The following is a 26,613-nucleotide window of genomic DNA, read 5'->3' on the forward strand; positions in this document are numbered from 1 at the left end:
TAATGCCGGCGTAGGGAGTAGGTCTCATGACCACATCGGACGCACGCACGCCTGCCTCGAACCAGAGCGACGAGGCCGGGAAGTCCATCGGCTGGCACAAGGGATACGTCCAGGGCTCACGCCCGGACCTCCGGGTGCCGGTCCGTCAGGTGCACCTCACCAACGGCAAGGACGTGACGCTGTACGACACGTCGGGGCCGTACACCGATCCCACCACCGAGACCGACGTCCGTCGCGGACTCGCACCGCTGCGGGAGAACTGGATCATCGCGCGCGGCGACACCGAGGAGTACCCGGGCCGCCCCGCCCGCCCCGAGGACGACGGGCTCAAGCACACCTCGCCGCGCGGTGGACTGCGCAACCTCGACGCCGTCTTCCCCGGCCGTCCGCGGCTGCCCCGCCGCAGCCGGGACGGACAGCCGGTGACCCAGCTCGCGTACGCCCGCCGGGGCGAGATCACCCCGGAGATGGAGTACGTGGCGATCCGGGAGAGCGTCGAACCCGAGGTGGTGCGCGAGGAGATCGCCGCGGGCCGCGCCGTGCTGCCGGCCAACGTCAACCACCCGGAGATCGAGCCGATGATCATCGGCAAGCGGTTCCTGGTGAAGGTCAATGCCAACATCGGCAACTCCGCGGTGACGTCCTCCATCGAGGAGGAGGTGGAGAAGATGACATGGGCGACGCGCTGGGGCGCCGACACGGTCATGGACCTTTCCACCGGCCGCAACATTCACACCACCCGTGAGTGGGTACTGCGCAACTCCCCCGTGCCGATCGGCACCGTCCCCCTCTACCAGGCCCTCGAAAAGGTCGATGGCCGCGCCGAGGAGCTGACCTGGGAGATCTACAAGGACACCGTCGTCGAGCAGGCCGAGCAGGGCGTCGACTACATGACGGTCCACGCCGGCGTGCGCCTGCCGTACGTCCCGCTGACCGCCCGCCGCAAGACCGGCATCGTCTCCCGCGGCGGCTCGATCATGGCGGCGTGGTGCCTCGCGCACCACAAGGAGTCGTTCCTGTACGAGCACTTCGAGGAGCTCTGCGAGATCCTCGCCGCGTACGACGTGACGTACTCGCTGGGCGACGGGCTGCGCCCCGGCTCGATCGCCGATGCCAACGACGAGGCCCAGTTCGCCGAACTGCGCACGCTCGGTGAACTGAACACGATCGCGAAGCGGTTCGGTGTCCAGACCATGATCGAGGGCCCGGGCCATGTCCCGATGCACAAGATCAAGGAGAACATCGACCTCCAGCAGGAGATCTGCGAGGAGGCGCCGTTCTACACGCTCGGCCCGCTGACCACCGATGTCGCCCCGGCGTACGACCACATCACCTCGGGCATCGGCGCGGCGATGATCGCCTGGTGGGGCACGGCGATGCTCTGCTACGTCACACCCAAGGAGCACCTCGGCCTGCCCAACCGGGACGATGTGAAGACCGGCGTCATCACGTACAAGATCGCCGCCCACGCGGCGGATCTGGCCAAGGGACACCCGGGCGCGCAGGACTGGGACGACGCGCTCTCCGACGCCCGGTTCGAATTCCGCTGGGAGGACCAGTTCAACCTGGCCCTCGACCCGGTCACGGCACGGGAGTTCCACGACGAGACCCTCCCGGCCGAGCCGGCGAAGACGGCGCACTTCTGCTCGATGTGCGGCCCGAAGTTCTGCTCGATGAAGATCTCCCAGGACATCCGCCGCGAGCACGGCGGTTCGCAGTCGGAGATCGAGGCGGGCATGGCGGAGAAGTCCAAGGAGTTCGCGGCGGCCGGCAACCGGGTCTATCTGCCGATCGCGGACTGACCCGCAAGAACGAGATCGACCGGCGGCTGCCCGGGGGAGTCGCCGGTCGTCCGTGTTCAGGAGCGCTGTGCCGCCCACGTCGGGCATGGTGAAGGTCACGAACTGTTCCGCGCGGACCACGATGAAGGCCATGCCCTCGTCGACGTAGGAGGCGAGGGCATGGCCACCGGGTCACTGCGCATGCAAGTGCCCTCTGGGCCTTACGGACAAGGAAGGCGGCCAGACCGAGGCGGTCAGTCCAGTTCGTGTTCGGGGCCGCCGAAGTCGGGGCTGGTGAAGTCGGGGCTGGTGAAGGTGGGGCGGGGGCCCGCTGCCGGGCCGTCGTCCGGGCTGGTGAAGTCCGGCCGGCTGTAGCCGATCTTCGGGATGCGGTTCGCCGAGCGGTGCGGGGTGCGTGAGGCGGGTCCGGCGTCGGGGTCGGCGAGGGCGTCGCGCAGGAACGGCAGGATGCCGCGCTCCAGCAGTGCGTGGCGCCATGCCTCTCTGGCGCGCGCCACATCCTCCGGGAGCTCCTCCCCGGCGTCCTCGGCGGGCTGCGCAGTCGCCCCGTTGCGCAGTGCGGTGACGAGCAGTCCGACGGCGGCGGCCAGGATGGCGGCGGCCATGACGGCCGCGAAGAACCAGCCCGCGGTGACCATGGTGGCGGCGAAGGACGGCGTCGGATCGAGCAGCCTCAGCAGATAGCCGGTCAGCAGGAATATGATCGCGGCGGTGCCGGCGAGCACGGGCGCCAGGACCGTGACGACGGCTCCTATGCCGGCGCCCGACTGGTTGGTGTCCCCGGTGGCGGACCCGGGGCCCGCGTCCTGGTCCGTACCCTCGGCCGGTCTGCGCAGCTCCTGGCGGGCCTTCACATAGTGCTCGTACTCGGTGGAGGCCGTCGCGGTGATCAGCGCCGTGGCGTCCAGCGCCATCGTGCGCAGCTGCACGGCGTTCAGCCGCTCGCCGACCGCGGCCAGATCCGGCCGTTCATGGGCGTGACGCAGTGCGTCGTCGAGGATCCGCTCGTACTCGGGGCGGTCCTCGGCCAGCAGGTGCGGAGCGCTGTTCATGTGCATCCCCCGATGCTCCGTAGGGCCTGAATACCCGCTCGTTCCGGGCAGTTGGGCGGAAACGGAGGAGAGCCTGCTACTGATACGCCGATGGTAGAGCGCCCACGGCACGGGGTGACAGGGGGTTTCCGGAAATAGGCCCAGCGTTCGGCGTGGTCAGGTCGTGGATGCGTCTGCCCAGAAGAACGTCAGTCATGCAGGGGCAGTTGGACGACCAGTAGCTTTCCGGCCATGGTCACTCCGCCGTCCATGGCGATGGCGAGCCCGTCCGCGTACACGTGCGGGCCTTCGACCACGGGGCCGGAACCGTCCTCTCCGTCCTCCGAGCCGACCTCGCCGAGCAGGTACGGAATGGGGCTGTGACCATGGACGACGCGCTGCCCGCCGTAGGCCGACATCAGCTCCCGAACGGCCTGCGGCCCCGCCTCGTCACGGAAGGCGAACCGCTTGGTCAGCTTGCGGAAGACGTCCCAGCACTCATCGGCGTCGTTACGCGTGAGAATGGCGTGCACGGTGTCGTTGACGTCCTCGATGGTGGCGCCGTAGTCGAGGTACGCCGTCGTGTCGGAGTGCATCAGCAGATGCCCGTCCTCCTCGACGATCGCGTCGAGTCGGGACATCCACTGGAGGTGGACGTCCTGGAGCCGTTCCATGTCGTTCTTCTGACCGCCGTTGAGCAGCCAGGCGGCCTGGAAGGTGGCGGTGCCCGCGCCGGAGTTGACCGGGGTGTCGCCGAACCGCTTGGCGCCGATGAGCAGCAGTTCGTGATTGCCCATCAGTGCCTTGCAGTAGCCGCCCGCGGCCGCGGCCTCGGCGGAGAGGCGCATCACGAGGTCGATGACGCCGATGCCGTCGGGTCCCCGGTCGGTGAAGTCGCCGAGGAACCAGAGCCGGGCGTTGCCCGCGGACCAGTTGCCCTCGGCGTCGATGAGGCCCTGTTCGGCGAGGGCGGCGTGAAGTTCGTCCAGATAGCCGTGGACGTCACCGACGACGTACAGCGGTCCGAGTCCCGGCTCGGGGACGGGCCGCGGGTCGGGGACGGCCCGCACCTGGACGGTGTCGCCGCGGTTGATCACGGGAAGGTCGCGCGCGGTGGGTGTGTACCCCTCCGGCAGCTCGTCCCCCGGAACGGCGTTGCCCGGGTGCGACGGTGAGGGCGGCACCGGGGTCTGCGCGTAAGGAGGTACGCGGAAGTCGCGCAACGTCGCAGTCCGCACCACGGGTTCCTGACCGGCCCCCTGTGTCATCGACCCCTCCACCACCGTCGCGCCGCCGTACACCTGACGGGCCCTGCTGGTCGGGGCGGTCCGCGGTGTCGTGCGCCCATCATAGGAATGCGGATCGTGCTGTGTGACGCACCAGGGGTGGTGAATCCGGGCGCACATCAGGTTCACCGGCCGTTTGGTCCGAAATGGCCTGATCAGTCCCCGGCGGGGGAGCGCGGCGCGCTGACCGTGGTGCGGGGCGGACGGCGTTGCGAGGACGTCCGGACGATGAGCTCTGTCGGTATGACCTGCTCCACCGGTCCGTCGTGGTCGACGCCTTCGATGGCGTCGATCAGGAGCTGGACGACCGCCGTGCCGATTCTGCGCGGCTTGAGCGAGAGCGTGGTGATGGGGGGCTCGGTCGTCGCGTACACGGTGGACTCGCTGCAGCAGACGAGCAGCAGGTCCTCGGGGACGCGCAGGCCGTACCGGCGGGCGGCCGCCAGCAGATCGGTGCCATTGGGGTCGAAGAGTCCGTAGACGGCGTCCGGCCGGTCCGGGCGGGCCAGCAGCCGGTCGGCGGCGACCGCACCCGCGCACGGGTCGTGGGCGGGATAGGACTCGTACACCGGGTCCTGACCCACGCGCTCGCACCAGTGGAGGTACGCGGAGGTGGACAGACGGGTGTACGTGTCGGTGGTGGTGCCGGTGAGCAGGCCGATGCGGCGGGCCCCGGCGGCGGCCAGGTGGTCGAGGAGATCGAGTACGGCGGCCCGGTGGTCGTTGTCGACCCAGGCGGTGACGGGCAGCGTTCCGGCCGGCCTGCCGTCCGAGACGACGGGCAGCCCCTGGCGTACGAGCTCCGTGACGACCGGGTCCTGGTCGGAGGGGTCGATCACGACCGTGCCGTCGAGAGCGACGTTCGACCAGACGTCATGGCGTGAGGTGGCGGGCAGGATGACGAGGGCGTAGCCGCGGGCGAGCGCGGCGGAGGTGGCCGCTCTGGCCATCTCGGCGAAGTAGGCGAATTCGGTGAAGGTGAAGGGTTCGTCCCCGTAGGTCGTCACGGTCAGGCCGATGAGGCCGGACTTGCCGGTACGGAGGGTTCGGGCCGCGGCGGAAGGGCGGTAGCCCAGGCGCTCTGCGACCTCGCGGACATGGCGGCGGGTGGCGTCCGGGAGCCTGCCCTTGCCGTTGAGCGCGTCGGAGACGGTCGTGATGGAGACCCCGGCGGCGGCGGCCACATCCCGGATTCCCGCTCGTCCTTGCCGGCCGCCGCGCCGGGGTGTCTCCGTCCGGCTCACCTGGTGCTTCCCTGCTGCTGTCATGGCGAGCCGATAGTAGGGCTCGCAGGGGAGGTCGGACCGGTCGCACATTCACTCGTCGACAGGCACGTTTCTGCATGATCATCAAGCGTCAAATACCTTGCAAATCAATGGCGTTGGCGAAATCGGCCGCAGTGTGTCATGTGCCGAACCCGATGGGCCTGCTAAATGGTCGATGTCTCGAAGAGGTCTCATCTCACCTCTTCGAGGGACGCGCGCCACGGAGTGAGCTACCGGCGCGCGCTGGCGGGGAAAGCGCTCCCCCCATTCGCGGTCGCACCGGACGATTGGATGCCGCGGCCATTCGCAGCGGCGCGCAATCCTCATAAGGTGAGCAGTATTGATGTGTACAGACGGTCGAGGAGGACCTGCGGTGAGCGAGACGAGCCCCAAGCTGCGCGCCGAGCTGGACGGCGTCCCCGCCTATGTACCGGGCAGGCCGGCGGCCGCCGGTGGACCGGTCGCGTTCAAGCTGTCCTCCAACGAGAATCCGTATCCGCCGCTGCCCGGGGTGATGGAGTCCGCTCTGGCCGCGGCCGCGAACTTCAATCGCTACCCGGACATGGCCTGCACCGGTCTGATGAACGAGCTGGCCGACCGTTTCGGTGTTCCCGTTTCGCACCTCGCCACCGGAACCGGCTCGGTCGGTGTGGCCCAGCAGCTGCTCCAGGCCACCTCCGGCCCGGGCGACGAGGTCATCTACGCCTGGCGCTCCTTCGAGGCGTATCCGATCATCACGCAGGTCAGCGGTGCGACCTCGGTGAAGGTTCCGCTGACCGACGGTGACGTGCACGACCTCGACGCGATGGCGGACGCGATCACGGACCGCACCCGGATGATCTTCGTGTGCAACCCGAACAACCCGACCGGCACGGTGGTGCGCCGGGCCGAGCTTGAGCGGTTCCTGGACCGGGTGCCGGGTGATGTCCTGGTGGTGCTGGACGAGGCGTACCGCGAGTTCATCCGTGACGCCGAGGTGCCGGACGGCATCGAGATCTACCGGGACCGGCCCAATGTGGCGGTGCTGCGGACGTTCTCCAAGGCGTACGGACTGGCGGGGCTGCGGGTCGGTTTCGCCGTGGCCCACGAGCCGGTGGCGGCCGCGCTGCGCAAGACGGCGGTGCCCTTCGGGGTCAGCCAGCTCGCGCAGGACGCGGCGGTCGCCTCGCTGCGTGCCGAGGACGAACTCCTGGGGCGGGTCGGTTCCTTGGTGTGCGAGCGCGACCGGGTGCAGCGGGCGCTGGCGGACCAGGGGTGGACCGTGCCGGAGTCCCAGGCGAACTTCGTCTGGCTGCGGCTCGGGGACCGTACCGCCGACTTCGCCGCGGCGTGCGAGCGGGCCGGTGTGGTGGTCAGGCCGTTCGTGGGCGAGGGGGTACGGGTCTCGATCGGGGAGGACGAGGCGAACGACCTGTTCCTGAAGGTGACGGAGTCGTACAGCAGGGCGCTGTAGAGCGCGCGGAGTAGCACCGCAGGGAACTGTGGAGCGCACGGAGTAGTACCGCAAGGAGCTGTGGAGCGCGTCGGCCGCTCGCGGACGCCAAACGTGTCTGGGCCCCGTACCTCGTTCGACCGAGGTACGGGGCCTTCGTGTTCCAGGCCCGGCAGGCGCCCGGAGCGCAGCACTCCGGGGTGTCTGCTTCGGGGGGATTGATCGGAACATCCCAAGAGGGGTACCCCGCCTGAACGTCCCGAAAGTCTGTGCGCCATAATTGCTTGTGAATGTGAACGCGTTCACAAGCGTGTCCTGTTTCATCCCATGATTAGTCGGATTTAAAGGGCAAACTGCCGGTGTGACTACGGCGACGTAAGGAGATGACGACGTGGAGCTGGCTCTGGCGCCGGAAACCCTGGCGCGATGGCAGTTCGGTATCACCACCGTCTACCACTTCCTCTTCGTCCCACTGACGATCTCTCTCGCCGCGCTCACCGCCGGCCTGCAGACCGCCTGGGTGCGGACGAACAACGAGAAGTACCTCAGAGCGACGAAGTTCTGGGGCAAGCTCTTCCTCATCAACATCGCCATGGGCGTCGTCACCGGCATCGTCCAGGAGTTCCAGTTCGGAATGAACTGGTCTGACTACTCGCGGTTCGTCGGCGACATCTTCGGTGCCCCGCTCGCGTTCGAGGCGCTCATCGCCTTCTTCTTCGAGTCCACGTTCATCGGGCTGTGGATCTTCGGCTGGGACAAGCTGCCGAAGAAGATCCACCTCGCCTGCATCTGGATGGTCTCCATCGGGACGGTCCTGTCCGCCTACTTCATCCTGGCGGCCAACTCCTGGATGCAGCACCCGGTCGGCTACCGGATCAACAAGGAGCGCGGCCGGGCCGAACTCACCGACTTCTGGCACGTGCTCACCCAGAACACCGCGCTCGCGCAGTTCTTCCACACCATCACCGCTGCCTTCCTGGTCGGAGGCGCGTTCATGGTCGGCATCGCTGCCTTCCATCTGGCGCGCAAGAAGCACATCCCGGTGATGCGGACCTCGCTGCGGCTCGGACTGGTCACCGTGGTCATCGCCGGACTCCTCACCGCCATCAGCGGTGACCAGCTCGGCAAGGTCATGTTCAAGCAGCAGCCGATGAAGATGGCCGCCGCCGAGGCGCTCTGGGAGGGGCAGGACTCGGCACCGTTCTCGATCTTCGCGGTCGGTGATGTGGCCAAGGGCCACAACACCGTGGAGATCTCCATCCCCGGGATACTGTCCTTCCTCGCGGACGACGACTTCACCTCGTACGTCCCCGGCATCAACGACATCAACAAGGCCGAGCAGGAGAAGTTCGGCCCCGGCGACTACCGGCCCAACATCCCGGTCGCCTTCTGGAGCTTCCGCTGGATGATCGGCTTCGGGATGGCGTCCTTCGGCCTCGGCATCCTCGGACTGTGGCTGACACGACGGAAGTTCATGCTGCCGCCGGGTATGCGGACCGGTGAGGACGAGGTGCCTCATCTGGTCCTCTTCAAGAACAAGGCCCTCAGTCCCAAGCTCGCCAAGTGCTACTGGATCGTCGCGCTCTGGACCCTGCTCTTCCCGCTGATCGCCAACTCCTGGGGCTGGATCTTCACCGAGATGGGCCGTCAGCCCTGGGTCGTCTACGGCGTGCTCCAGACCCGCAACGCGGTCTCCCCCGGCGTCTCCCAGGGCGAGGTGCTCACCTCGATGATCGGCTTCACCCTGCTCTACGCCACGCTCGCGGTGATCGAGGTCAAGCTGCTCGTGAAGTACATCAAGGCCGGACCGCCGGAGCTCACGGAGGCCGACCTCAACCCGCCCACCAAGATCGGCGGCGACGACCACGACGACGCCGACCGGCCGATGGCCTTCTCCTACTGAGAGCAGAGGAGCTGAGAGATGGAACTCCACGACGTCTGGTTCGTACTCATCGCCGTCCTCTGGACCGGCTACTTCTTCCTGGAGGGATTCGACTTCGGGATCGGTGTCCTCACCAAGCTGCTGGCCCGCGACCGCAAGGAGCGCCGGGTTCTGATCAATACGATCGGGCCCGTCTGGGACGGCAACGAGGTGTGGCTGCTCACTGCGGGCGGTGCGACCTTCGCCGCCTTCCCCGAGTGGTACGCCACCCTGTTCTCCGGCTTCTACCTGCCGCTGCTGATCATCCTGGTCTGCCTGATCGTGCGGGGCGTCGCCTTCGAGTACCGGTCGAAGCGGCCCGAGGAGAAGTGGCAGACCAACTGGGAGCACGCGATCTTCTGGACCTCGCTGATCCCCGCCCTGCTCTGGGGCGTGGCCTTCGGGAACATCGTGCGCGGCGTGAAGATCAACGCCGACATGGAGTACGCGGGCACCTTCTGGGATCTGCTCAACCCGTACGCCATCCTCGGCGGACTGGTCACGCTCACCCTCTTCACCTTCCACGGCGCCGTGTTCGCGGGACTCAAGACCGTCGGGGACATCCGGGAGCGGTCGCGCAAGCTGGCGCTGAAGCTGGGGCTGGTCACCGCGGTGCTCGCCCTCGGCTTCCTGCTCTGGACCCAGATCGACAAGGGCGACGGCTGGAGCCTGCTGGCGATGGTCATCGCCGTGGTGGCGCTGGTCGCTGCGATCGTCGCGATAGCGGCGGGACGGGAGGGCTGGTCGTTCGCGTTCTCCGGAGTGACCATCGTGGCCGCGGTCGCGATGCTCTTCCTGACGCTCTTCCCGAACGTCATGCCGTCCTCGCTGAACGACGCCTGGAGCCTCACGGTCACCAACGCCTCGTCCACCCCGTACACGCTGAAGATCATGACCTGGTGCGCGGGGATCGCCACTCCCGTTGTCCTGCTCTACCAGGGCTGGACGTACTGGGTGTTCCGCAAGCGCATCGGTACGCAGCACATCGCCGAAGCGCACTGAACACGCCTGGGGCCTGCCCGGCGGAGCAAGGCAGGACAGGCCCCGGCCCACCGACCGAGCTCACTGGGGGCTGTTTCACGTGAAACCGATCGACCCGCGCCTGCTCCGCCACGCCCGCGCCACCCGCCTCTTCCTGGTGGCCGTGGTGGCACTCGGAGTTGTCGGGGCGGCGCTGGTCATCGCCCAGGCCATGCTCATCGCCGAAGTGGTGGTGGGCGGGTTCGAGGACGGACTGGCCGCCGCCGGACTGCGGACCCCACTGCTCCTGCTCGCGGCGGTCGCGCTCGGCCGGGCGCTGGTGTCCTGGCTGACCGAACTGGCCGCCTACCGGGCCAGCGCGGCGGTGAAGTCCGAACTGCGCGGCCGGCTGCTGGAACGGGCCGCCGCGCTCGGGCCGGGCTGGCTGAGCGGCCAGCGCACCGGTTCGCTGGTGGCGCTCGCCACCCGCGGTGTCGACGCGCTCGACGACTACTTCGCGCGCTATCTGCCGCAGCTCGGACTCGCGGTGGTCGTCCCGGTGGCGGTCCTGGCGCGGATCGTCACCGAGGACTGGGTCTCGGCAGCGATCATCGTGGTCACGCTGCCGCTCATCCCGCTCTTCATGATCCTGATCGGCTGGGCCACCCAGTCACGGATGGACCGCCAGTGGCGGCTGCTGTCCCGGCTCTCCGGGCACTTCCTCGACGTGGTCGCCGGACTGCCGACGCTGAAGGTCTTCGGCCGGGCCAAGGCGCAGGCCGAGTCCATCCGCACCATCACCTCGCAGTACCGGCGGGCAACGCTGCGGACCCTGCGGATCGCGTTCCTGTCGTCCTTCGCCCTGGAGCTGCTGGCGACCCTGTCGGTGGCCCTCGTCGCCGTCACCATCGGCATGCGGCTCGTGCACGGTGAACTCGACCTCTACACCGGCCTGGTGGTGCTGATCCTGGCGCCCGAGGCCTATCTGCCGATCCGCCAGGTCGGAGCGCAGTACCACGCCGCCGCCGAGGGTCTCTCGGCAGCGGAGGAGATCTTCTCGGTCCTGGAGACCGAGCCACGGACGGGCGGCACGGCGGACATCCCCAAGTCGCTGCGGCTGGAGCTGGAGGGGGTGACCGTACGGCACGAGGGCCGCAGCGAACCCTCGCTGGACGGTGCCTCGCTGGTGGTGGACGAGGGGGAGACCGTCGCCCTCGTCGGTCCGAGCGGTGTCGGCAAGTCCACCCTGCTCGATGTGGTGCTGGGATTCACGGCCCCCGACGACGGGCGCGTGCGGGTCGGCGGCGCGGACCTGGCGACGCTGGCGCCCGAGCGCTGGCGGGAGCGGATCGCCTGGGTGCCGCAGCGCCCGCACCTCTTCGCGGGCACGATCGCGGAGAACGTACGGCTGGCCCGGCCGGACGCCGACGACGGGGCGGTGACGGCGGCGCTGCGGGACGCGGGGGCATGCGACTTCGTGGCGGAACTGCCGGACGGCGCGCAGACGCTCCTCGGCGAGGACGGTGCGGGCGTCTCCGCCGGTCAGCGCCAGCGCCTCGCACTCGCACGGGCCTTCCTCGCCGACCGGCCGCTGCTGCTGCTCGACGAGCCGACCGCGAACCTGGACGGCGAAACGGAAGCGGGAATCGTCGAGGCGGTACGCAGGCTGGCAGCGGGGCGGACCGTGCTCCTGGTCGTGCACCGCCCGGCGCTGCTCTCGGTGGCCGACCGCGTGGTGACCCTGGAACCGGGCGCGACACCTCGGCCGGAGAAGCCCGCGGCGCCCGCCGCGGCGCCGCGGGCGACGAGCGCACCCGAGGACGAGAGCGACGCGGTGCCGGAGTCCGGGGTGCTGCGGGACACCGCGGCCCGCTCCGGCCGGATCCTCGCGCGGGTCAGGGAGGCGGCAGGAGCACAGCGCGGGCAGCTGGCACTCGCACTGCTGCTGGGAAGCCTCGCCCTGGGCTCGACCGTCGGGCTCATGGCCGTATCCGGCTGGCTGATCTCCCGCGCCTCCGAACAGCCCCCGGTGCTCTATCTGATGGTCGCCGTGACCGCGACCCGCGCCTTCGGGCTCGGACGGGCCGTCTTCCGCTACGCCGAGCGCCTGGTGTCGCACGACGCGGTGCTCAAGATGCTCGCCGAGCTGCGCGTCGCGGTCTACCGAGGACTGGAACGCATCGCGCCCGCCGGTCTGCGCCGAACCCGGCGCGGGGATCTGCTCTCCCGGCTCGTCGCCGATGTGGACGCCCTGCAGGACTACTGGCTGCGCTGGCTGCTGCCCGCAGGGACCGCGGTCGTCGTGGGAGCGGTGACCGCCGGATTCATCGGCTGGCTGCTGCCTGCGGCAGGCCTCGTGCTGGCTGCCGGACTGCTGCTGGCCGGAGTGGGAGTGCCACTGGTCAGCGGTGCCTGCTCCCGTCACGCGGAACGCCAACTGGCCCCCGCACGCGCCGATCTGGCCACCCGGATCACGGACCTGCTCGGCGGGACCGCCGAACTGACCGTCGCGGGCGCCCTGCCCGCGCACTCGGAGCGGACCCGGGAGGCCGACGGCGTCCTGACCCGCATCGCCGCCCGCGCGGCGACCGCCACCGCACTCGGCGGCGGTCTCATCGCCCTGATAGGCGGCCTCACCGTCGTCGCCACCGCACTCGTCGCCCTCCCCGCGGTGCACGACGGCCGGCTCGCGGGCGTCGAGCTCGCGGTGGTGGTGCTCACGCCGCTGGCCGCGTTCGAGGCCGTGACCGGTCTGCCGCTCGCCGTGCAGTACCGGCAGCGGGTCAAGCGGAGCGCGGAGCGGGTGTACGAGGTGCTGGACGCTCCGCTGCCCGTGCGTGAACCCGGCAGTCCGACCGAGACACCTGGATCGCCGTTCCCGCTGGAGGTACGGGAGCTGTCGGCCCGGTACGCGGGAGCGGGACGGGACGCCCTGGACTCCGTCGACCTGACGCTGACGGCCGGCCGGCGCATCGCCGTCGTCGGACCGTCCGGCTCAGGGAAGACGACCCTCGCCCAGGTCCTGGTCCGCTTCCTGGACGCACGCTCGGGGTCGTACCGGATCGGCGGCGTCGATGCCTGCGCACTGGAGGGGGACACGGTCCGGCAGTTCGTCGGGCTGTGCGCCCAGGACGCCCATGTCTTCGACAGCTCCATCCGCGAGAACCTGCGACTGGCCCGTACCGGTGCCACGGACGGCGAACTGCGGACCGCTCTCGACCGGGCAAGGCTGCTCGACTGGGCCGAGGCGCTGCCCGACGGGCTCGACACCCTTGTCGGCGAACACGGCGCCCGCCTCTCCGGCGGCCAGCGCCAGCGCCTCGCCCTGGCCCGGGCGCTCCTCGCCGACTTTCCCGTGCTCGTGCTGGACGAGCCCGCGGAACATCTCGACCTGGCGACCGCGGACGCGCTGACCGCAGACCTGCTGGCCGCCACCCGGGGGCGTACGACGGTGCTGATCACCCACCGTCTCCAGGGGGTCGAAGCCGTCGACGAGGTGGTGGTGCTCGACAGCGGCCGAATCGTGCAGCGCGGAACGTACGCCGATCTCGCCGCCGAGGAGGGGCCACTGCGCCGAATGCTGGAGCGCGAGCGGGAGACCGTACAGCTGCCCGAGGAAGCCGTGGGCGTACGGGCATGAGCCGGGCGGCACAACAGACGCCGGGCATGAGCCGGGCGGCACAATAGCCGACTTTCCTCACCAATGGGGACTAACTAGGCTCGGTGTATGTCAGAGCAGGATCCGAAGGACCGACTCGAAGCCGCGACCCGGGCGACCCGCAGCCTGCAGGGCCTGTCCAGCGAACTCACCGCCCGAGTACCGCAGCTGCTGGAAGCCATGCGATCCGTCGGCACGGGCCTCGAACTGCACTCCACTCTCGACCGGATCTGCGAGACGGCGGCCGAACTCGCCCACTCCCGCTACGCCGCCATCGGCGTCGTCGACGAGGAAGGTGCGGGGCTCTCCGACTTCGTCACATACGGGGTGCCGGACGAGGTGGCGCACGAGATCGGCCGCCGCCCCGACGGACACCGAGGGCTGCTCGGTGCACTGATCCACGACCCGGTACCGGTGAAACTCGCCGATCTGACGGCCGATCCGAGGTTCGCCGGATTCCCGCCCGGCCACCCCCCGATGCGGACCTTCCTCGGCGTTCCGATCCGCGTACAGGGAGAGATCTTCGGAAATCTCTATCTGGCCGAGAAGGACGGCGGGGGCGACTTCAACGACTACGACCTGCACATGGTGCGGGTGCTCGCCACCGAGGCCGGGATCGCCATCGGCAACGCCCGGCTGTACGAGGCGGCACGCCAGCGCGAGCGGTGGATCGACGGTTCGGTGGCCGTGACCACCGCTCTGCTGTCCGGCGGGGACGCCGATGACGCGCTGGCCGTCGTCGCCGAACAGGCCCGCCGTCTCGCCGCGTCCGCCGCCGGGATCGTGCTGCTGCCGGCCGAGGAGGGCGGCCTGGAGATCGTCGCCATCTCCACGGACGAGCCCTCCGCCCAGCTGGGGGTGCTCATCGGGCCGGAGAGCCCGGTGGTGGCGAAGCTGCTGGGCGGCGAGCCGGTCTTCGTGGACGACGCGGCCACCGATCCCCGCATGATCACCACGTTGGCCCACCGGTTCGGCCCCAGCATGCTGCTGCCCCTGCACAGCGGCGGACGGGTGCTGGGCGCGCTCGCCACCCCGCGCTCCCGGGGCGGGAGACCGTTCACGGAGACGGAACGGACCCTCGCCACCCAGTTCGCCTCGCAGGCCGCACTCGCGCTGATGATGGCCGAGGCACAGCGGGACCGGGAACGGCTCGCGGTGTACGAGGACCGTGACCGGATCGCCCGCGATCTGCACGACCTGGTCATCCAGCGGCTGTTCGCCACCGGAATGATGCTGGAGAGCGCCCAGCGCCGGTCGGTCGTGCCCGAGGTGCAGACCGGTGTGGGCCGGGCGGTCGACGAGCTGGACGTGACCATCCAGGAGATCCGTACCGCGATCTTCGCGCTGCAGCAGGAGCCGGCCGAGGCGCCGTCGGGGCTGCGCACCCGCGTTGTGCGCGAGATCAACATGGCGGCGGTCCCGCTGGGCTTCAAGCCCTCGCACCGCTTCCTCGGCCCGGTCGACTCGCTGGTCGGCGAGCTGACCGGCAAGAACCTGATCGCGGCGCTGCGGGAGGCGCTGTCCAACGCCTTCCGGCATGCCGACGCCTCGCTGATCGAGGTGGTCGTCGACGCGACCGTCACGCTGCCCGACGGGAGGGACGCGGTGCGGCTGTCGGTCGCCGACGACGGGGTGGGCATCCCGGAGGGCGGCCGGCGCAGCGGGCTGCGGAACCTGGCGCGCCGGGCGGAATCCCTCGGTGGTGCGAGCTGGTTCGGGCCCGGCATCCGGGAGGACGGGGGCGGCACGACGGTGGTGTGGGAGGCGCCGATCTGAGGGCTGGGCGGTCGAGCGGCTCAGGGGCCTGGTTGTCCGGTCCCGGTCCTGATCCCGGTCGCCCGGCCGCTGGGGGCGCCGCCGGGCTCGGGTCTCAGAGTGCCGATCCGGGAGTTCGGCGTTCGGCGAGGATCCGCTCGATGACGACCGCGACTCCGTCGTCGTCGTTGCTGGCGGTCCGGCCGGAGGCGGCCGCGAGTGCGGCCGGGTGAGCGTTGCCCATCGCGTACGAGGTGCCCGCCCAGCGCAACATCTCCACGTCGTTGGGCATGTCGCCGAAGGCGACGACCTCGGCGGGCGAGATGCCGCGCTCGGCGCAGCAGAGCGCCAGGGTGCTGGCCTTGGAGACGCCGGGACCGCTGACCTCCAGCAGGGCGGTGGGGCTGGACCTGGTGAAGGAGGCCAGGTCGCCGGCTGCCGTGCCGGCCAGGTCGAGGAAGTCGTCCGGGGTCAGCTCGGCGTGGTGGGCGAGGAGCTTCAGGACGGGGGCGCCGGTGCCCGGCGTCTCCTCGTGGAGCAGCTTCTCCGCGATGGCGACGGTGGCTCCCGGGTCCAGATGAAAGGGCGGGTAGACCGGTTCGTAGTGGATGCCGGTGGCCAGCTCGACGGCGAAGGAGGTACCGGGAGCGGCGGCGCGCAGTGTGCGCACGACATCAAGGGCGATGTCGCGCTCCAGCGGGTGGACCTTGACCAGCTTGCCGTCCGCGTGCAGATCCGCGACCGCGGCGCCGTTCGCGCAGATGGCCAGTCCGTGGCCGTGGACGTGGTCGCTGACGACATCCATCCAGCGGGCCGGGCGGCCGGTGACGAAGAAGACCTCGAGACCGGCCTTCTCGGCGGCGGCGAGTGCGGCGACCGTACGGTCCGAGACGGTCTTGTCATCGCGCAACAGGGTGCCGTCGAGGTCGGTGGCGATCAGCCGGAGAGCGGCAGGCGGAGGCGGGTCGATAGCTGAGGTCACAGGCCCATTCTCGCGTACGGAGGTGCACGGGCGTGCAGAGGGGCGCACGTTTGAGAGCGCGCGCCCCTGACTAGGGGAACATGCCTGAGGCATATGCCATTGGATCCCGGACGGCCGCGCGGACTGATCGGCTGCCGGGCCGGTCGGAGGCGATGCCGGGCGGTCGCCCGTCGTGCCGGCCCGGTCGGTGATGGCCCCGGGGCCGTCAGTGGCCGAGCTGGGCCAGACCCTCGGTGGCGATTCGTTCGAAAACCTTCTCGTCCGCCGCGAAGTCGGAGTCCGGGATCGGGGTGTGAATGACGATCTCCGTGATGCCCAGCGCGAAGTGCGTGCCCGCGAAATCCACGAAGGCGTCGAAGGACTGCAGAGGGCGGTCCGGTGTGAAGCCGGTGAGAAGGATCTTGTCCAGCTCGGCGGCATCCCGGCCGATGGACCCGCAGGCCGCGTCCAGCCTGGAGAGCTGCCCGCGGATGGCCTCCACGGACTGCTCCGGGGTGCCCGCTTCGTACAGCTTCGGGTCGCCCGTGGTGACCCAGGCCTGTCCGTACCGCGCGGCGAGCTTCATTCCGCGCGGCCCGGTGGCGGCCACTGCGAACGGCAGCCGGGGCCGTTGCACACAGCCGGGGATGTTCCGGGCCTCGTTCGCCGCGTAGAACCGGCCTTCGTGCGTCACCGAGGGCTCGCGCAGCAGCTGGTCGAGCAGCGGTACGAACTCGTCGAAGTGGTCGGCGCGTTCGCGCGACGTCCACGGCTCCTCGTCGCTCCGGCGCAGTGTGGTGGCATCGAAACCGTTGCCGCCCGCGCCGATGCCGAGGGTGACGCGTCCGCCCGAGACGTCGTCCAGCGTGATGAGGTCCTTGGCGAGTGTGACGGGGTGCCGGAAGTTGGGGGAGGTGACGAGGGTGCCAAGGCGCACTCGCCGGGTGACGGCGGCAGCGGCGGTGAGGGTCGGTACCGCGCCGAACCACGGTCCGTCGCGGAAGGTACGCCAGGCCAGGTGGTCGTAGGTGTAGGCGGCGTGGAACCCCAGTTCCTCGGCGCGCTGCCAGACCTTCCGGCCCTCGCTCCAGCGGTGGATCGGCAGAATCACAGTGCTCAGACGCATGACTACGACCATACGGGTCCGAAAACCGACGGGCCCGGTTGCGCGGTCAGTCAGGCAGGCGCAGGAATTCCGGCGGTACGGCGGCAGCGAGCCAGACCCCGTTGGCGCTCACGTGGAAGGTGTGGCCCGCGCGGTGCATCGCGGCCGCGTCCACCGACAGGACGACGGGGCGCCCGCGCCGGGCGCCGACTCTGGTCGCCGTCTCGCGGTCGGGCGAGAGGTGGACGTGCGTGCGGTTCATGGGGCGTAGGCCCTCGCTCCGGATCGCGTCCAGGGAGCCGCCCACCGTGCCGTGGTAGAGGTACGAGGGTGGCTCGGCCGGCGGGAGAGCGAGATCGACCGGGACGGTGTGGCCCTGGCTCGCACGTATGCGGCCGTCCTGGACCGCGAAGCGCCGCTTGTCGTTGACGGCGACGACATGATCGAGCTCGGCCCGGGTGATGGGGAAGTTGTTGCGGGCCGTGGCACGCAGCAGTTCGTCGATCGTCACCCAGCCGTTGGCGTCGAGCGTGATGCCGATCCGCTCCGGCTGGTGCCGCAGGTGCTTCGAGAGATATTTGGACACCTTGACGGTGCGTCTTTCGTCCATCCCGCCAGAGTGCCCGCGGGGGTCGTTCACGCGCATCCGGATATCACCTCGATTCACTACAGCAATTTTATTCGCTGCGGCAATCTTCGTCCACAGGTTTGATCCACAGCCAAGTTGACTTATCCACAGGCTAGTTGGCGATTCTGTGGATAAGTGACCGGGGAATCAACCGTTTTGTTCAATATGCGTGACATTATCGCCTGATGAGGCAAGTGCATCCAATGTCCTTGACTGCACCTCGCGTTCAGCTGCTGCCGTGACGAAGGCGGACACGTTCGCGGGGCCAACCAGCCGCTGTACGGAGCGAATTGTCTCCCGAGGCAGATCCACCTGGCGCGTCGCGGGCATCTCGGCCTCCGGGGTGAACGGGGTGTCCGCGTCGAGGTGGTGCCGCAGATGCAGTGTGGCGAACGTCCGCATCGCACGGGCCAGTTCGGCGTCCACCGTCTGCTGGGCGAGCGGGCGCAGCCTGCGCACCATGGCGGCCGCTTCCGCCGCGTCCGAGTCCGCCGGCGGGCGATGGCCGAGATAGCGCGCGAAGACGTGCTCGGTCGTGAACTCCAGGAAGCGTGAGGCTATCTGCTCGACCTGACCCCGAAGTTCCCGAAGGTGGCCCGAGATCGCACTGAGCGGTACGCCGGCCGCGTACAACTCGACCGCCACGGCGAGCTCCTGGGGGCTCGGCACCAGGAACTCGTCGTCCCGGCCCGGGATGCGTTCGAGTACGCCGAGGTCCACCGCCTCGGTGACCGCCTCGTCGTCGGGGCTGCCGCCGAACCTGGCGTTCAGCTCGGCCCGGGTGATCCTGTCCGCCTGCTCGTCCGTCCAGGGGCCGTGGACCTCGGCGACGAGCCCGAGCACCCCGCCCAGGCCACGGCCCGTGTCCCAGGCCTCCAGGAGCTCCTTGATGCTGGCCAGGGTGTAGCCGCGATCCAGGAGATCGGCGATCTGCCCGAGCCGGGCGAGGTGGGTGTCCCGGTACACATTGGCCCGGCCGCGCCGTTCCGGAGTGGGCAGCAGGCCGCGGTCCTGGTAGGCGCGGATCGTACGGACCGTGGCGCCGCTCGCATGCGCCAGATCCTCGATCCGGTACTCGGCGGCGGACCGGCCGGCCACCGACGACGGCTGCCCGGGGCCGCTCACAGCGGCGGCTTCAGCCGGGCGATCCCGCGCAGCGCACCGGGACTGAACCGGGACAGGAGCCGGGCACCACGGGCCTCCGGTGTCACCGGTACGACGGCCTGGTTGCGCACCACCGCCTTGAGAATCGCGTCGGCAACCTTCTCCGGCGGATAGTTGCGCAGCCCGTAGAGCCGGCTGGTCCGCTTCTGCAGGCGTTTCTCCTCCGCGGCGTCGGCACCCGCGAAGTGCGTCGTCGCGGTGATGTTCGTGTTGACGATGCCGGGACAGATCGCGCTGACTCCGATCGACCGGTCGGCGAACTCGGCCCGCAGGCACTCGCTGAGCATCAGCACGGCCGCCTTGGAGGTGCTGTACGCGGGCAGCGCCCGGGAGGGCTGATAGGCGGCGGCGGAAGCCGTGTTGACGATATGGCCGCCCTGGCCCCGTTCGGCCATCTGCCTACCGAAGATCCGGCAGCCGTGGATGACGCCCCACAGATTGACGTCGAGGACGTTCTTCCAGTCCTCGCTCGTGGTCTCCAGGAAGGAGCCGGACAGACCGATCCCGGCGTTGTTGACCAGGACGTCGACGATGCCGTACTCGGTGGCGACCTTCTCGGCGAGCTTCTCCATCGCCTGCTCGTCGCTGACGTCGACCGCTTCGCCCCAGGCCGCCGGGGAGCCGATCAGCCGGGCCATCTCCGCAGTCCTGGCCGCCCCCTCCGCGTCCCGGTCCACGGCCACCACGCGGGCGCCCGCCTCGGCGAAGGCGAAGGCGGTGGCCCGCCCGATGCCGCCTGCCGCGCCCGTCACCAGGACCAGCCGGCCGCCGAACCGGTCCGCGTACGCCCCGGTCGGCGCCGTGTCCTGCACCGGCCGGCCGTCCTCCTGGGCCGCCTCGTTGGCTGCGACGAACTCGCCGATCCAGGAGGCGAGCTGGTCCGGTCTGGTACGCGGCACCCAGTGCTTGCCCGGGAGTGAACGCCGCACCAACTGCGGAGCCCACAGCTCCAGTTGGTCGTACAGCCGCTCCGAAAGGAAGATGTCGCCGGTCGGCGTGATCAGCTGGACCGGTACATGTGCAAAGGCGTCGGTCCGCGGCCTGCTCAGCCGGGCCCGGACGTTGTCCCGGTAGAGCCAGGCGCCGTGCGCCGCGTCCTCGGGCAGGGAGGGCGTCGGATAGTCGCCCGCGGGCACTTTTTCCATCCGCTGGAGAATCCGCGGCCACTGCTTGCCGAGCGGACCGCGCCAGGCCAGCTCGGGCAGGACCGGCGTATGCAGCATGTAGATGTACCAGGACTTGGCGCCCTGGCCGAGCAGCTGACCGATCCGGCGCGGGGTGGGCCGGGTCATCCGCTGCTTGATCCAGTGCCCGAAATGGTCCAGAGAGGGCCCGGACATCGAGGTGAACGAGGCGATCCGGCCCTCGGTCCGCTTGACTGTGACGAACTCCCAGGACTGGACCGACCCCCAGTCGTGTCCCACCAGATGCACCGCCCGGTCCGGACTCACCGCATCGGCGACGGCCAGGAAGTCATCGGTGAGCTTCTCCAGGGTGAAGCCGCCGCGCAGCGGTGCCGGTGCTGTGGACCGGCCGTGTCCGCGCACGTCGTACAGCACGACGTGCCACTGATCGGCCAGCTGCCTCGCCACATCCGTCCAGACTTCCTTGCTGTCCGGGTAGCCGTGCACGAGGACGACCGTCGGCTGCTCCTTGTCGCCCAACTCGACGACACACAGCTCGATTCCGCCCGTACGCACCCGGCGCTCGCGCGCGCCCGGCAGATTCAGCAGACTCATGCCGCCACCTTCTCCTCGGCCCAGCGCCGCACATGCGGCAGATCGTCGTCCAGCCAGAAGGCGCTCTGTTCGGGGTCATTGGAGTCGGTGACCACCAGGATCTCCTCGAACTTGGCGCCCGTACCCCGGAATCCGAGGTGGGGTTCGACCGCCCACAGTCCGGGCTGCGGCGGATGATCGGAGAAGCGGTAGGGGCTCCACAGCGGCGACCAGCCGTCCCGGTGTCCGTGCAGCGCGTCGCTCAGCAGCCCCTTGAGCGACTGGGTGCCGAAGCCGAACACATGCGGGGACCGGCGGCGCTCTGCAACGCGGTCGACCTTGTGGGCTATGACGCCGAAGGGGTACGCGCGATGCCTGTTGGCGTACCCCTGCTTGATCATCAGGCGCTCGACGTCCTCGTAGATCTCGCGCAGCGAACGCCGCTCCCGCACCTCGCGCAGGATCAGCTCGCGGTGGACCTCCAGATCGGCCAGGAGCCTGTCGTGCAGCGGGCTGAGCCCGAGACAGCCGGAATAGCCGATGTCCGCCGTGAAGCCCTTGTGGACCGGGGCCATGTCGAGGATGAACGCCATCCCCGGCTCCAGCCTCCGGTCGGTCGGGAAGAACTGCACGGGCACCTTGAAACCGGCGAACGCCGTGCGGTCCCCGAACCAGGCGAAGGGAAGGTGGAACCAGTCGCGCACACCGCGCTCGCGCAGCCAGTCGCGCTGCATGCGGGCGGCCTCGCGCTCGGTCACCCCCGGCGTCAGCCGGGCGGCGACCGCCTCCGCGCAGTCGTACGCGAGACGTTGCACTTCTCTGAACCCCCGCAGCTCCGGGGCGTGTTCGTCCTTCACTGCCGAGGTCATGCCACCGTCCGTTCCCTGCCGTGTGCGGTACGTGCCCGTAACGTGACACTGATGAATGTGACAATGTCTGCCGACTGCGTCAAGAGGTGCGTGGAGACCTGTGGACAACTCGGCGAGGCCGATGCCCCCGGCCTCCGGGGTCCTCCCTTGTGCTGGCCCCCTACGGGCCCGTACGTCTGGAGTCTGATGCGGATCCAGCCGCCTGGGCTGATGACCGGTGTGGTCCGCACCACTACTTTCGAAGACGTGACTGTGATCGCGACCGAAAGCCTGAGCAAGCGGTTCCCCCGGGTGACCGCGCTTGACCGGCTCTCCTTGGACATCGGCCCCGGTGTGACCGGGCTGGTGGGTTCCAACGGAGCCGGCAAGTCCACATTGATCAAGATTCTGCTGGGTCTGTCCCCCGCCACCGAAGGCCGGGCCGCGGTGCTCGGGCTCGACGTCGCCACCGACGGCGCCGCCATCCGGGAACGGGTCGGCTACATGCCAGAGCACGACTGCCTGCCGCCGGACGTCTCGGCCACCGAGTTCGTCGTCCACATGGCGCGGATGTCCGGACTGCCGCCGACGGCAGCGCGTGAGCGCACCGCCGACACGCTGCGCCACGTCGGTCTGTACGAGGAGCGTTACCGCCCCATCGGCGGCTACTCGACCGGCATGAAGCAGCGCGTGAAACTGGCCCAGGCACTCGTCCACGACCCGCAACTGGTCCTGCTCGACGAGCCGACCAACGGCCTCGACCCGGTCGGGCGCGACGAGATGCTCGGACTGATCCGCCGGGTGTACACGGACTTCGGCATTTCGGTCCTGGTCACCTCGCACCTCCTGGGCGAACTGGAGCGCACCTGCGACCACGTCGTCGTCGTCGACGGCGGCACACTCCTGCGCTCCAGCTCCACCAGCGACTTCACACAGACCACCACGACCCTCGCGGTCGAGGTCACCGACAGCGACACCCACCCGGACGGCACCGACGCGCTGCGCCAGGTCCTCGGCCGGGCCGGCGTCAAGCTCCTGGGCCACGACGGTCTCGACGGGCAGGGGCTGCCCGGGGCGGGCCACATCCTGCTGGTCGAGGCGACCGGCGAGGAGACGTACGACGTCGTGCGCGACAGCGTCGCCGGGCTCGGGCTCGGCCTCGTACGGATGGAACAGCGGCGCCACCACATCTCCGAGGTCTTCCGTACGGAAGACGCACCGCAGTCCGCAGCCGTGGCGCAGACCGTGCCCGCGGCCGCCGGGGCCGTACAGCAGCAGAGTCAGGAGCGGTCGTGATGAGCACCGAAACCGGGGCCGTGAGCGGGAGCGAGACCTCCCGGATCCACAACATCGGGTACCGCTCCTACGACGGTGCGCGGCTGGGCCGCAGTTACGCGCGGCGCTCGCTCTACTCGCAGTCCCTGCGCGGCTCCTTCGGACTGGGGCGTTCCGCGAAGTCCAAGGTGCTGCCGATGCTGCTGTTCGGCGTGATGTGCATGGTCTCGGCGATCATCGTCGCGGTCGCCGTCGCCAACCCGACGGCAACGGCCCTACCGATCAAGTACACGGCCTTCGCGATCTATCTGCAGGCCGTCATCGGCCTCTTCCTCGCAGCGCAGGCACCGCAGTCGGTCTCCCGCGATCTGCGCTTCAAGAGCGTGCCGCTGTACTTCTCGCGGCCGATCGAGCGGGTCGACTATGTCGTCGCGAAGTTCGCGGCCATGGCGTCCGCGCTCTTCATCCTCACCGGGGCGCCGCTCGTCATCCTCTACGCGGGCGCGCTGCTGGCGAAGTTCGACTTCGCCGACCAGACCAAGTGGTTCGGACAGGGGATGGTGTCGGTGGCGCTGCTCTCCGTGCTCTTCGCCGGACTGGGCCTGGTGATGGCCGCGCTGACGCCGCGCCGCGGTTTCGGCGTCGCCGCGGTGATCGCCGTGCTGACCATCTCCTTCGGAGCGGTCTCCACGGTGCAGGCCATTGCCTGGCAGACGGGTTCGACAGGGGCCGTCGAGTGGCTGGGGCTCTTCTCCCCCATCACGCTGATCGGCGGAGTACAGACCGCGTTCCTCGGGGCCGACTCGGCCTTCCCCGGAGGGGAAGGCCCCGGGGCGGGGGTCGGCGTGGTCTATCTGATCGTTGTTCTCGCGCTCGTCGCCGGCTCGTACGCCGTACTGATGCGCCGCTACCGGAGGGTCGGGCTGTGACCACCATCGAGATCGACCACACCTCGCGCTGGTTCGGCAATGTGGTCGCCGTCAACGACGTGAGCATGACGGTGGGCCCGGGCGTCACCGGGCTGCTCGGCCCCAACGGCGCGGGAAAGTCCACGCTGATCAACATGATGGCCGGATTCCTCGCCCCGTCGACGGGCACGGTCACGCTCGACGGCCAGGCGATCTGGCGCAATGAAGCGGTGTACAAGAAGATCGGGATCGTGCCGGAACGGGAAGGGATGTACGACTTCCTGACCGGCCGGGAATTCGTTGTCGCCAACGCGGAACTGCAGGGACTCGGCGATGCGGCGGCGCAGAAGGCGCTGGCCACGGTCGAGATGGAGTACGCGCAGGACCGCAAGATCTCGACGTACAGCAAGGGCATGCGCCAGCGCGTGAAGATGGCGTCCGCCCTGGTCCACGAACCGTCGGTGCTGCTGCTCGACGAGCCGTTCAACGGGATGGACCCGCGCCAGCGGATGCAGCTGATGGCGCTGCTGCGGCAGATGGGGGCGCAGGGCCGTACCGTGCTCTTCTCGTCCCACATCCTCGAAGAGGTGGAACAGCTCGCCTCGCACATCGAGGTGATCGTTGCAGGACGGCATGCGGCGTCCGGTGACTTCCGTAAGATCCGCCGGCTGATGACGGACCGGCCGCACCGCTATCTCGTACGCTCCAGCGACGACCGGGCCCTCGCCGCAGCGCTCATCGCCGATCCGTCGACCGCCGGCATCGAGGTGGACCTGGGCGAACAGGCCCTGCGTATCCAGGCGGTCGACTTCGGACGCTTCACCGAGCTGCTGCCGAAGGTCGCACGTGAACACGGAATTCGTCTTCTGACCGTTTCGCCGTCCGACGAGTCCCTCGAATCGGTCTTTTCCTATCTCGTAGCGGCCTGAGTAGTGGCCTGAAAGGAGCTGTGAAGCGTCATGTACGACCCCACAGTCGCCCGGCTCACCTACCGGGCCCTGCTCGGTCGGCGCCGGGCCGCCATCCTCTTCGTCCTGCCGGCGCTGCTGGTGGCCATCGCCGTGGCGGTACGGGCGTTCGCCGGAGCGGACGACCAGGTCGCCTCGGACGTGCTGGGCGGCTTCGCCATCGCCACGATGGTGCCGCTGATCGGCGTGATCGCCGGAACCGGAGCCATCGGTCCCGAGATCGATGACGGATCGATCGTCTATCTGCTGGCCAAGCCGGTGAAGCGATCGACGATCATTTTCACCAAGCTGATCGTGGCCATTGCCGTCACGATGGTCTTCTCCGCGCTGCCGACGCTGGTCGCGGGGCTGATCCTCAACGGCAACGGCCAGCAGATCGCGGTGGCGTACACCATCGCGGCACTGGTCGCCTCGATCGCGTACAGCGCGCTGTTCCTGCTGCTGGGTACGGTCAGCCGGCACGCGGTCGTCTTCGGCCTCGTCTACGCGCTGGTGTGGGAGGCGCTGTTCGGCAACCTGGTGCCGGGTGCGCGCACGCTCAGCGTGCAGCAGTGGTCCCTCGCAGTCGCCGAGAAGGTCGGCGGAGCGGGCACGATCACGTCCGATGTAGGCCTGCCCGCCGCGACGGTCCTGCTGGCGGCGGTCACCGTGGCAGCGACCTGGTACGCGGGGCAGAAGCTGCGCACGCTGAAGCTGGCCGGCGAGGAGTGATAGTGACCGGCGGTCTTCCGCTGGACACCTCTGCCGTTCCCCGTTCCTGATCACTCCGATTCTCGTCAACCCTCGCCTCCTGGGCGAGGGTTGACGCATTTCGGACAGTAGTACGCGTAACTGTACGGTTATCGGTTCGTTGTGCAGGGTGCGTGGAGGCAACTGGAATCCGTGGCGTCGTAGCTTTCGTGAAACAGGGATTGCCGATGCCGGTGGAGCAGTACCCATCGGATCGGTCATTGAGTGAGTGGCAACCGTGAGCGTCCTCCGCCCCTCAAGCCCGGGACAGGGCTGTCCATCGTCGGTTTCGCGTCTTGCGTTTCACGATCGGAGGCATGCCCATGCCCACGGAAGTCGCCCTGCTCGAATCGCGCGCGCTGCGCGTCGAGCAGATGGGGCGCGTCGACGTCCTCGACAAGGTCAAGAGCCTTGTCATGCTCCCGGACGGAATTCACCTTCGCACAGAGGATGTGGCTCGCTACTTCGAAGTATCCACAACCGCAGTCAGGAGGCTTACCGACCGCCATCAGAACGAGCTCGTCGAGAACGGAATGCGCGTGCTGCGCGGCGCTGAGCTGCGATCCTTCCATAGCGACATGATGTCGCTATGGGTGGGCGAGGTGCCGGAAAGTTATCCACAGGCAGCTACCCAGCTCAGGCTCTTCACCCGCAGGACCGTGCTCAACGTCGCGATGCTTCTTCGCGACAGCGACATCGCCCGATGCGTCCGTACGCATCTGCTCGACGCCGAGCAGGACCTGCGCGCGGGGTACACCTCGCTCGAACACCGCGTCACCCGGGTCGAGAGCTGCCTCGCAGGAGTGGGCAGTGCGCTTCAGGAGCTCGGGCCCGTCCTCAACCGGATGTCGCACCGGCTCGACAGCCTCGACCGGAGGCTGGAGGTCACACATCAGGTCGTCGGCGCCATGAGCGTGCGCCTGGGCCATCTGTCGGAGGACGTCGTCCGTATCGACGGCAGGATGGATGACCTCGCCCGCCACCTGAAGGATCTGAGCCGCCGCAACAAGCAGCGCTGATCCGAAGGCTGTACACGGCCTTTCGGTGTTGCCCGAAAATGGGTGGCACCGAAAGGCCCTTCCGGGCACAGTAGTTGGTGCTGCACACGGCGAAGCCGGTGCAGCACCACGGGACAACAACAGCCGCACGCCGACACGCACACCACTGGCCGGGAGAGGAGCGCGACGATGACCGAGAGT

At 69.2% G+C, this 26,613-nt stretch carries 20 protein-coding genes; 11 read left to right on the top strand and 9 right to left on the bottom strand.

The window, feature by feature from the left end; translation table 11 throughout:
- Positions 1–26 precede the first annotated feature (26 nt).
- A complete protein-coding gene (thiC, locus tag OG507_RS20425) occupies positions 27–1,802 on the top strand; it encodes a phosphomethylpyrimidine synthase ThiC (protein WP_327368640.1) in 1,776 nt (591 codons plus the stop codon).
- Positions 1,803–2,035: 233 nt separating this feature from the next.
- Here thiC and OG507_RS20430 read toward each other — a convergent pair whose 3' ends face one another.
- From OG507_RS20430 to OG507_RS20440, 3 genes are all read right to left on the bottom strand, one after another.
- Positions 2,036–2,860 (bottom strand): hypothetical protein, encoded by an 825-nt coding sequence (locus tag OG507_RS20430; RefSeq protein WP_327368641.1) that lies wholly within the window; start codon positions 2,858–2,860, stop codon positions 2,036–2,038.
- A 182-nt stretch (positions 2,861–3,042) separates the two neighbouring features.
- A complete protein-coding gene (locus OG507_RS20435) occupies positions 3,043–4,101 on the bottom strand; it encodes a metallophosphoesterase (protein ID WP_327368642.1) in 1,059 nt (352 codons plus the stop codon).
- A 173-nt stretch (positions 4,102–4,274) separates the two neighbouring features.
- The gene (locus OG507_RS20440) at positions 4,275–5,387 is read right to left on the bottom strand and encodes a LacI family DNA-binding transcriptional regulator (protein WP_327368643.1); all 1,113 of its coding nucleotides are present in this window, start codon (positions 5,385–5,387) and stop codon (positions 4,275–4,277) included.
- A 370-nt stretch (positions 5,388–5,757) separates the two neighbouring features.
- Here OG507_RS20440 and hisC point away from each other — a divergent pair, with 370 nt between their 5' ends.
- The 5 genes from hisC (at position 5,758) to OG507_RS20465 (ending at position 15,131) form a co-directional block, all read left to right on the top strand.
- Positions 5,758–6,837, top strand: a complete 1,080-nt coding sequence (gene hisC, locus OG507_RS20445; RefSeq protein ID WP_327368644.1) for a histidinol-phosphate transaminase — start codon at positions 5,758–5,760, stop codon at positions 6,835–6,837.
- 370 nt (positions 6,838–7,207) lie between these two features.
- Positions 7,208–8,719 carry a cytochrome ubiquinol oxidase subunit I gene (locus OG507_RS20450; protein WP_327368645.1) on the top strand — a complete coding sequence of 504 codons (1,512 nt, stop codon included), beginning with the start codon at positions 7,208–7,210 and terminating at the stop codon, positions 8,717–8,719.
- Between the two features lie 18 nt (positions 8,720–8,737).
- Positions 8,738–9,739, top strand: coding sequence for a cytochrome d ubiquinol oxidase subunit II (gene cydB / locus OG507_RS20455; protein WP_327368646.1), 1,002 nt, complete (start codon positions 8,738–8,740; stop codon positions 9,737–9,739).
- Positions 9,740–9,818: 79 nt separating this feature from the next.
- On the top strand, positions 9,819–13,337 hold the full coding sequence (cydD, locus tag OG507_RS20460) for a thiol reductant ABC exporter subunit CydD (protein ID WP_327368647.1): 3,519 nt from the start codon (positions 9,819–9,821) through the stop codon (positions 13,335–13,337).
- Positions 13,338–13,424: 87 nt separating this feature from the next.
- Entirely contained in the window at positions 13,425–15,131 is a 1,707-nt protein-coding gene (locus OG507_RS20465; protein WP_327368648.1) for a GAF domain-containing sensor histidine kinase, read from the top strand.
- A 94-nt stretch (positions 15,132–15,225) separates the two neighbouring features.
- On the opposite strand, the gene OG507_RS20470 is transcribed toward OG507_RS20465, so the two are convergent.
- The 6 genes from OG507_RS20470 to OG507_RS20495 form a co-directional block, all read right to left on the bottom strand.
- Positions 15,226–16,092 carry an HAD hydrolase family protein gene (locus OG507_RS20470; RefSeq protein ID WP_327368649.1) on the bottom strand — a complete coding sequence of 289 codons (867 nt, stop codon included), beginning with the start codon at positions 16,090–16,092 and terminating at the stop codon, positions 15,226–15,228.
- Between the two features lie 205 nt (positions 16,093–16,297).
- A complete protein-coding gene (locus OG507_RS20475) occupies positions 16,298–17,197 on the bottom strand; it encodes an LLM class flavin-dependent oxidoreductase (protein ID WP_327368650.1) in 900 nt (299 codons plus the stop codon).
- Between the two features lie 46 nt (positions 17,198–17,243).
- Positions 17,244–17,786, bottom strand: a complete 543-nt coding sequence (locus OG507_RS20480) for an RNA 2'-phosphotransferase (protein ID WP_327368651.1) — start codon at positions 17,784–17,786, stop codon at positions 17,244–17,246.
- Positions 17,787–17,951: 165 nt separating this feature from the next.
- Positions 17,952–18,902 (bottom strand): MerR family transcriptional regulator, encoded by a 951-nt coding sequence (locus OG507_RS20485; protein WP_327372037.1) that lies wholly within the window; start codon positions 18,900–18,902, stop codon positions 17,952–17,954.
- Between the two features lie 23 nt (positions 18,903–18,925).
- Positions 18,926–20,698, bottom strand: a complete 1,773-nt coding sequence (locus OG507_RS20490) for an SDR family oxidoreductase (RefSeq protein ID WP_327372038.1) — start codon at positions 20,696–20,698, stop codon at positions 18,926–18,928.
- 5 nt (positions 20,699–20,703) lie between these two features.
- Positions 20,704–21,555, bottom strand: a complete 852-nt coding sequence (locus OG507_RS20495; protein WP_327368652.1) for a M24 family metallopeptidase — start codon at positions 21,553–21,555, stop codon at positions 20,704–20,706.
- Between the two features lie 210 nt (positions 21,556–21,765).
- Here OG507_RS20495 and OG507_RS20500 point away from each other — a divergent pair, with 210 nt between their 5' ends.
- The 5 genes from OG507_RS20500 to OG507_RS20520 all read left to right on the top strand — a co-directional run bounded on the left by OG507_RS20500 (position 21,766) and on the right by OG507_RS20520 (position 26,433).
- On the top strand, positions 21,766–22,830 hold the full coding sequence (locus tag OG507_RS20500; protein ID WP_327372039.1) for an ABC transporter ATP-binding protein: 1,065 nt from the start codon (positions 21,766–21,768) through the stop codon (positions 22,828–22,830).
- Positions 22,830–23,738 carry an ABC transporter permease gene (locus OG507_RS20505; RefSeq protein WP_327368653.1) on the top strand — a complete coding sequence of 303 codons (909 nt, stop codon included), beginning with the start codon at positions 22,830–22,832 and terminating at the stop codon, positions 23,736–23,738. Before OG507_RS20500 ends, OG507_RS20505 begins: the two co-directional genes overlap by 1 nt.
- Positions 23,735–24,646, top strand: coding sequence for an ABC transporter ATP-binding protein (locus OG507_RS20510; protein ID WP_327368654.1), 912 nt, complete (start codon positions 23,735–23,737; stop codon positions 24,644–24,646). Before OG507_RS20505 ends, OG507_RS20510 begins: the two co-directional genes overlap by 4 nt.
- A 30-nt stretch (positions 24,647–24,676) precedes the next feature.
- On the top strand, positions 24,677–25,396 hold the full coding sequence (locus OG507_RS20515; protein ID WP_327368655.1) for an ABC transporter permease: 720 nt from the start codon (positions 24,677–24,679) through the stop codon (positions 25,394–25,396).
- A gap of 341 nt (positions 25,397–25,737) precedes the next feature.
- Positions 25,738–26,433, top strand: coding sequence for a hypothetical protein (locus OG507_RS20520; protein WP_327372040.1), 696 nt, complete (start codon positions 25,738–25,740; stop codon positions 26,431–26,433).
- The last annotated feature ends 180 nt before the right edge of the window (positions 26,434–26,613 follow it).

This window comes from Streptomyces sp. NBC_01217 (assembly GCF_035994185.1).
Taxonomy (GTDB): Bacteria; Actinomycetota; Actinomycetes; order Streptomycetales; family Streptomycetaceae; genus Streptomyces.

Coding starts and splice junctions, on each gene's coding strand:
- OG507_RS20430 (WP_327368641.1), bottom strand. CDS start 2,860: ATGCACATGAACAGCGCTCCGCACCTGCTGGCCGAGGACCGCCCCGAG.
- OG507_RS20505 (WP_327368653.1), top strand. CDS start 22,830: ATGAGCACCGAAACCGGGGCCGTGAGCGGGAGCGAGACCTCCCGGATC.
- thiC (WP_327368640.1), top strand. CDS start 27: ATGACCACATCGGACGCACGCACGCCTGCCTCGAACCAGAGCGACGAG.
- OG507_RS20480 (WP_327368651.1), bottom strand. CDS start 17,786: ATGGACGAAAGACGCACCGTCAAGGTGTCCAAATATCTCTCGAAGCAC.
- OG507_RS20520 (WP_327372040.1), top strand. CDS start 25,738: ATGCCCACGGAAGTCGCCCTGCTCGAATCGCGCGCGCTGCGCGTCGAG.
- OG507_RS20495 (WP_327368652.1), bottom strand. CDS start 21,555: ATGACCTCGGCAGTGAAGGACGAACACGCCCCGGAGCTGCGGGGGTTC.
- OG507_RS20435 (WP_327368642.1), bottom strand. CDS start 4,101: ATGACACAGGGGGCCGGTCAGGAACCCGTGGTGCGGACTGCGACGTTG.
- OG507_RS20515 (WP_327368655.1), top strand. CDS start 24,677: ATGTACGACCCCACAGTCGCCCGGCTCACCTACCGGGCCCTGCTCGGT.
- OG507_RS20475 (WP_327368650.1), bottom strand. CDS start 17,197: ATGCGTCTGAGCACTGTGATTCTGCCGATCCACCGCTGGAGCGAGGGC.
- OG507_RS20500 (WP_327372039.1), top strand. CDS start 21,766: ATGACCGGTGTGGTCCGCACCACTACTTTCGAAGACGTGACTGTGATC.
- cydB (WP_327368646.1), top strand. CDS start 8,738: ATGGAACTCCACGACGTCTGGTTCGTACTCATCGCCGTCCTCTGGACC.
- OG507_RS20440 (WP_327368643.1), bottom strand. CDS start 5,387: ATGACAGCAGCAGGGAAGCACCAGGTGAGCCGGACGGAGACACCCCGG.
- OG507_RS20465 (WP_327368648.1), top strand. CDS start 13,425: ATGTCAGAGCAGGATCCGAAGGACCGACTCGAAGCCGCGACCCGGGCG.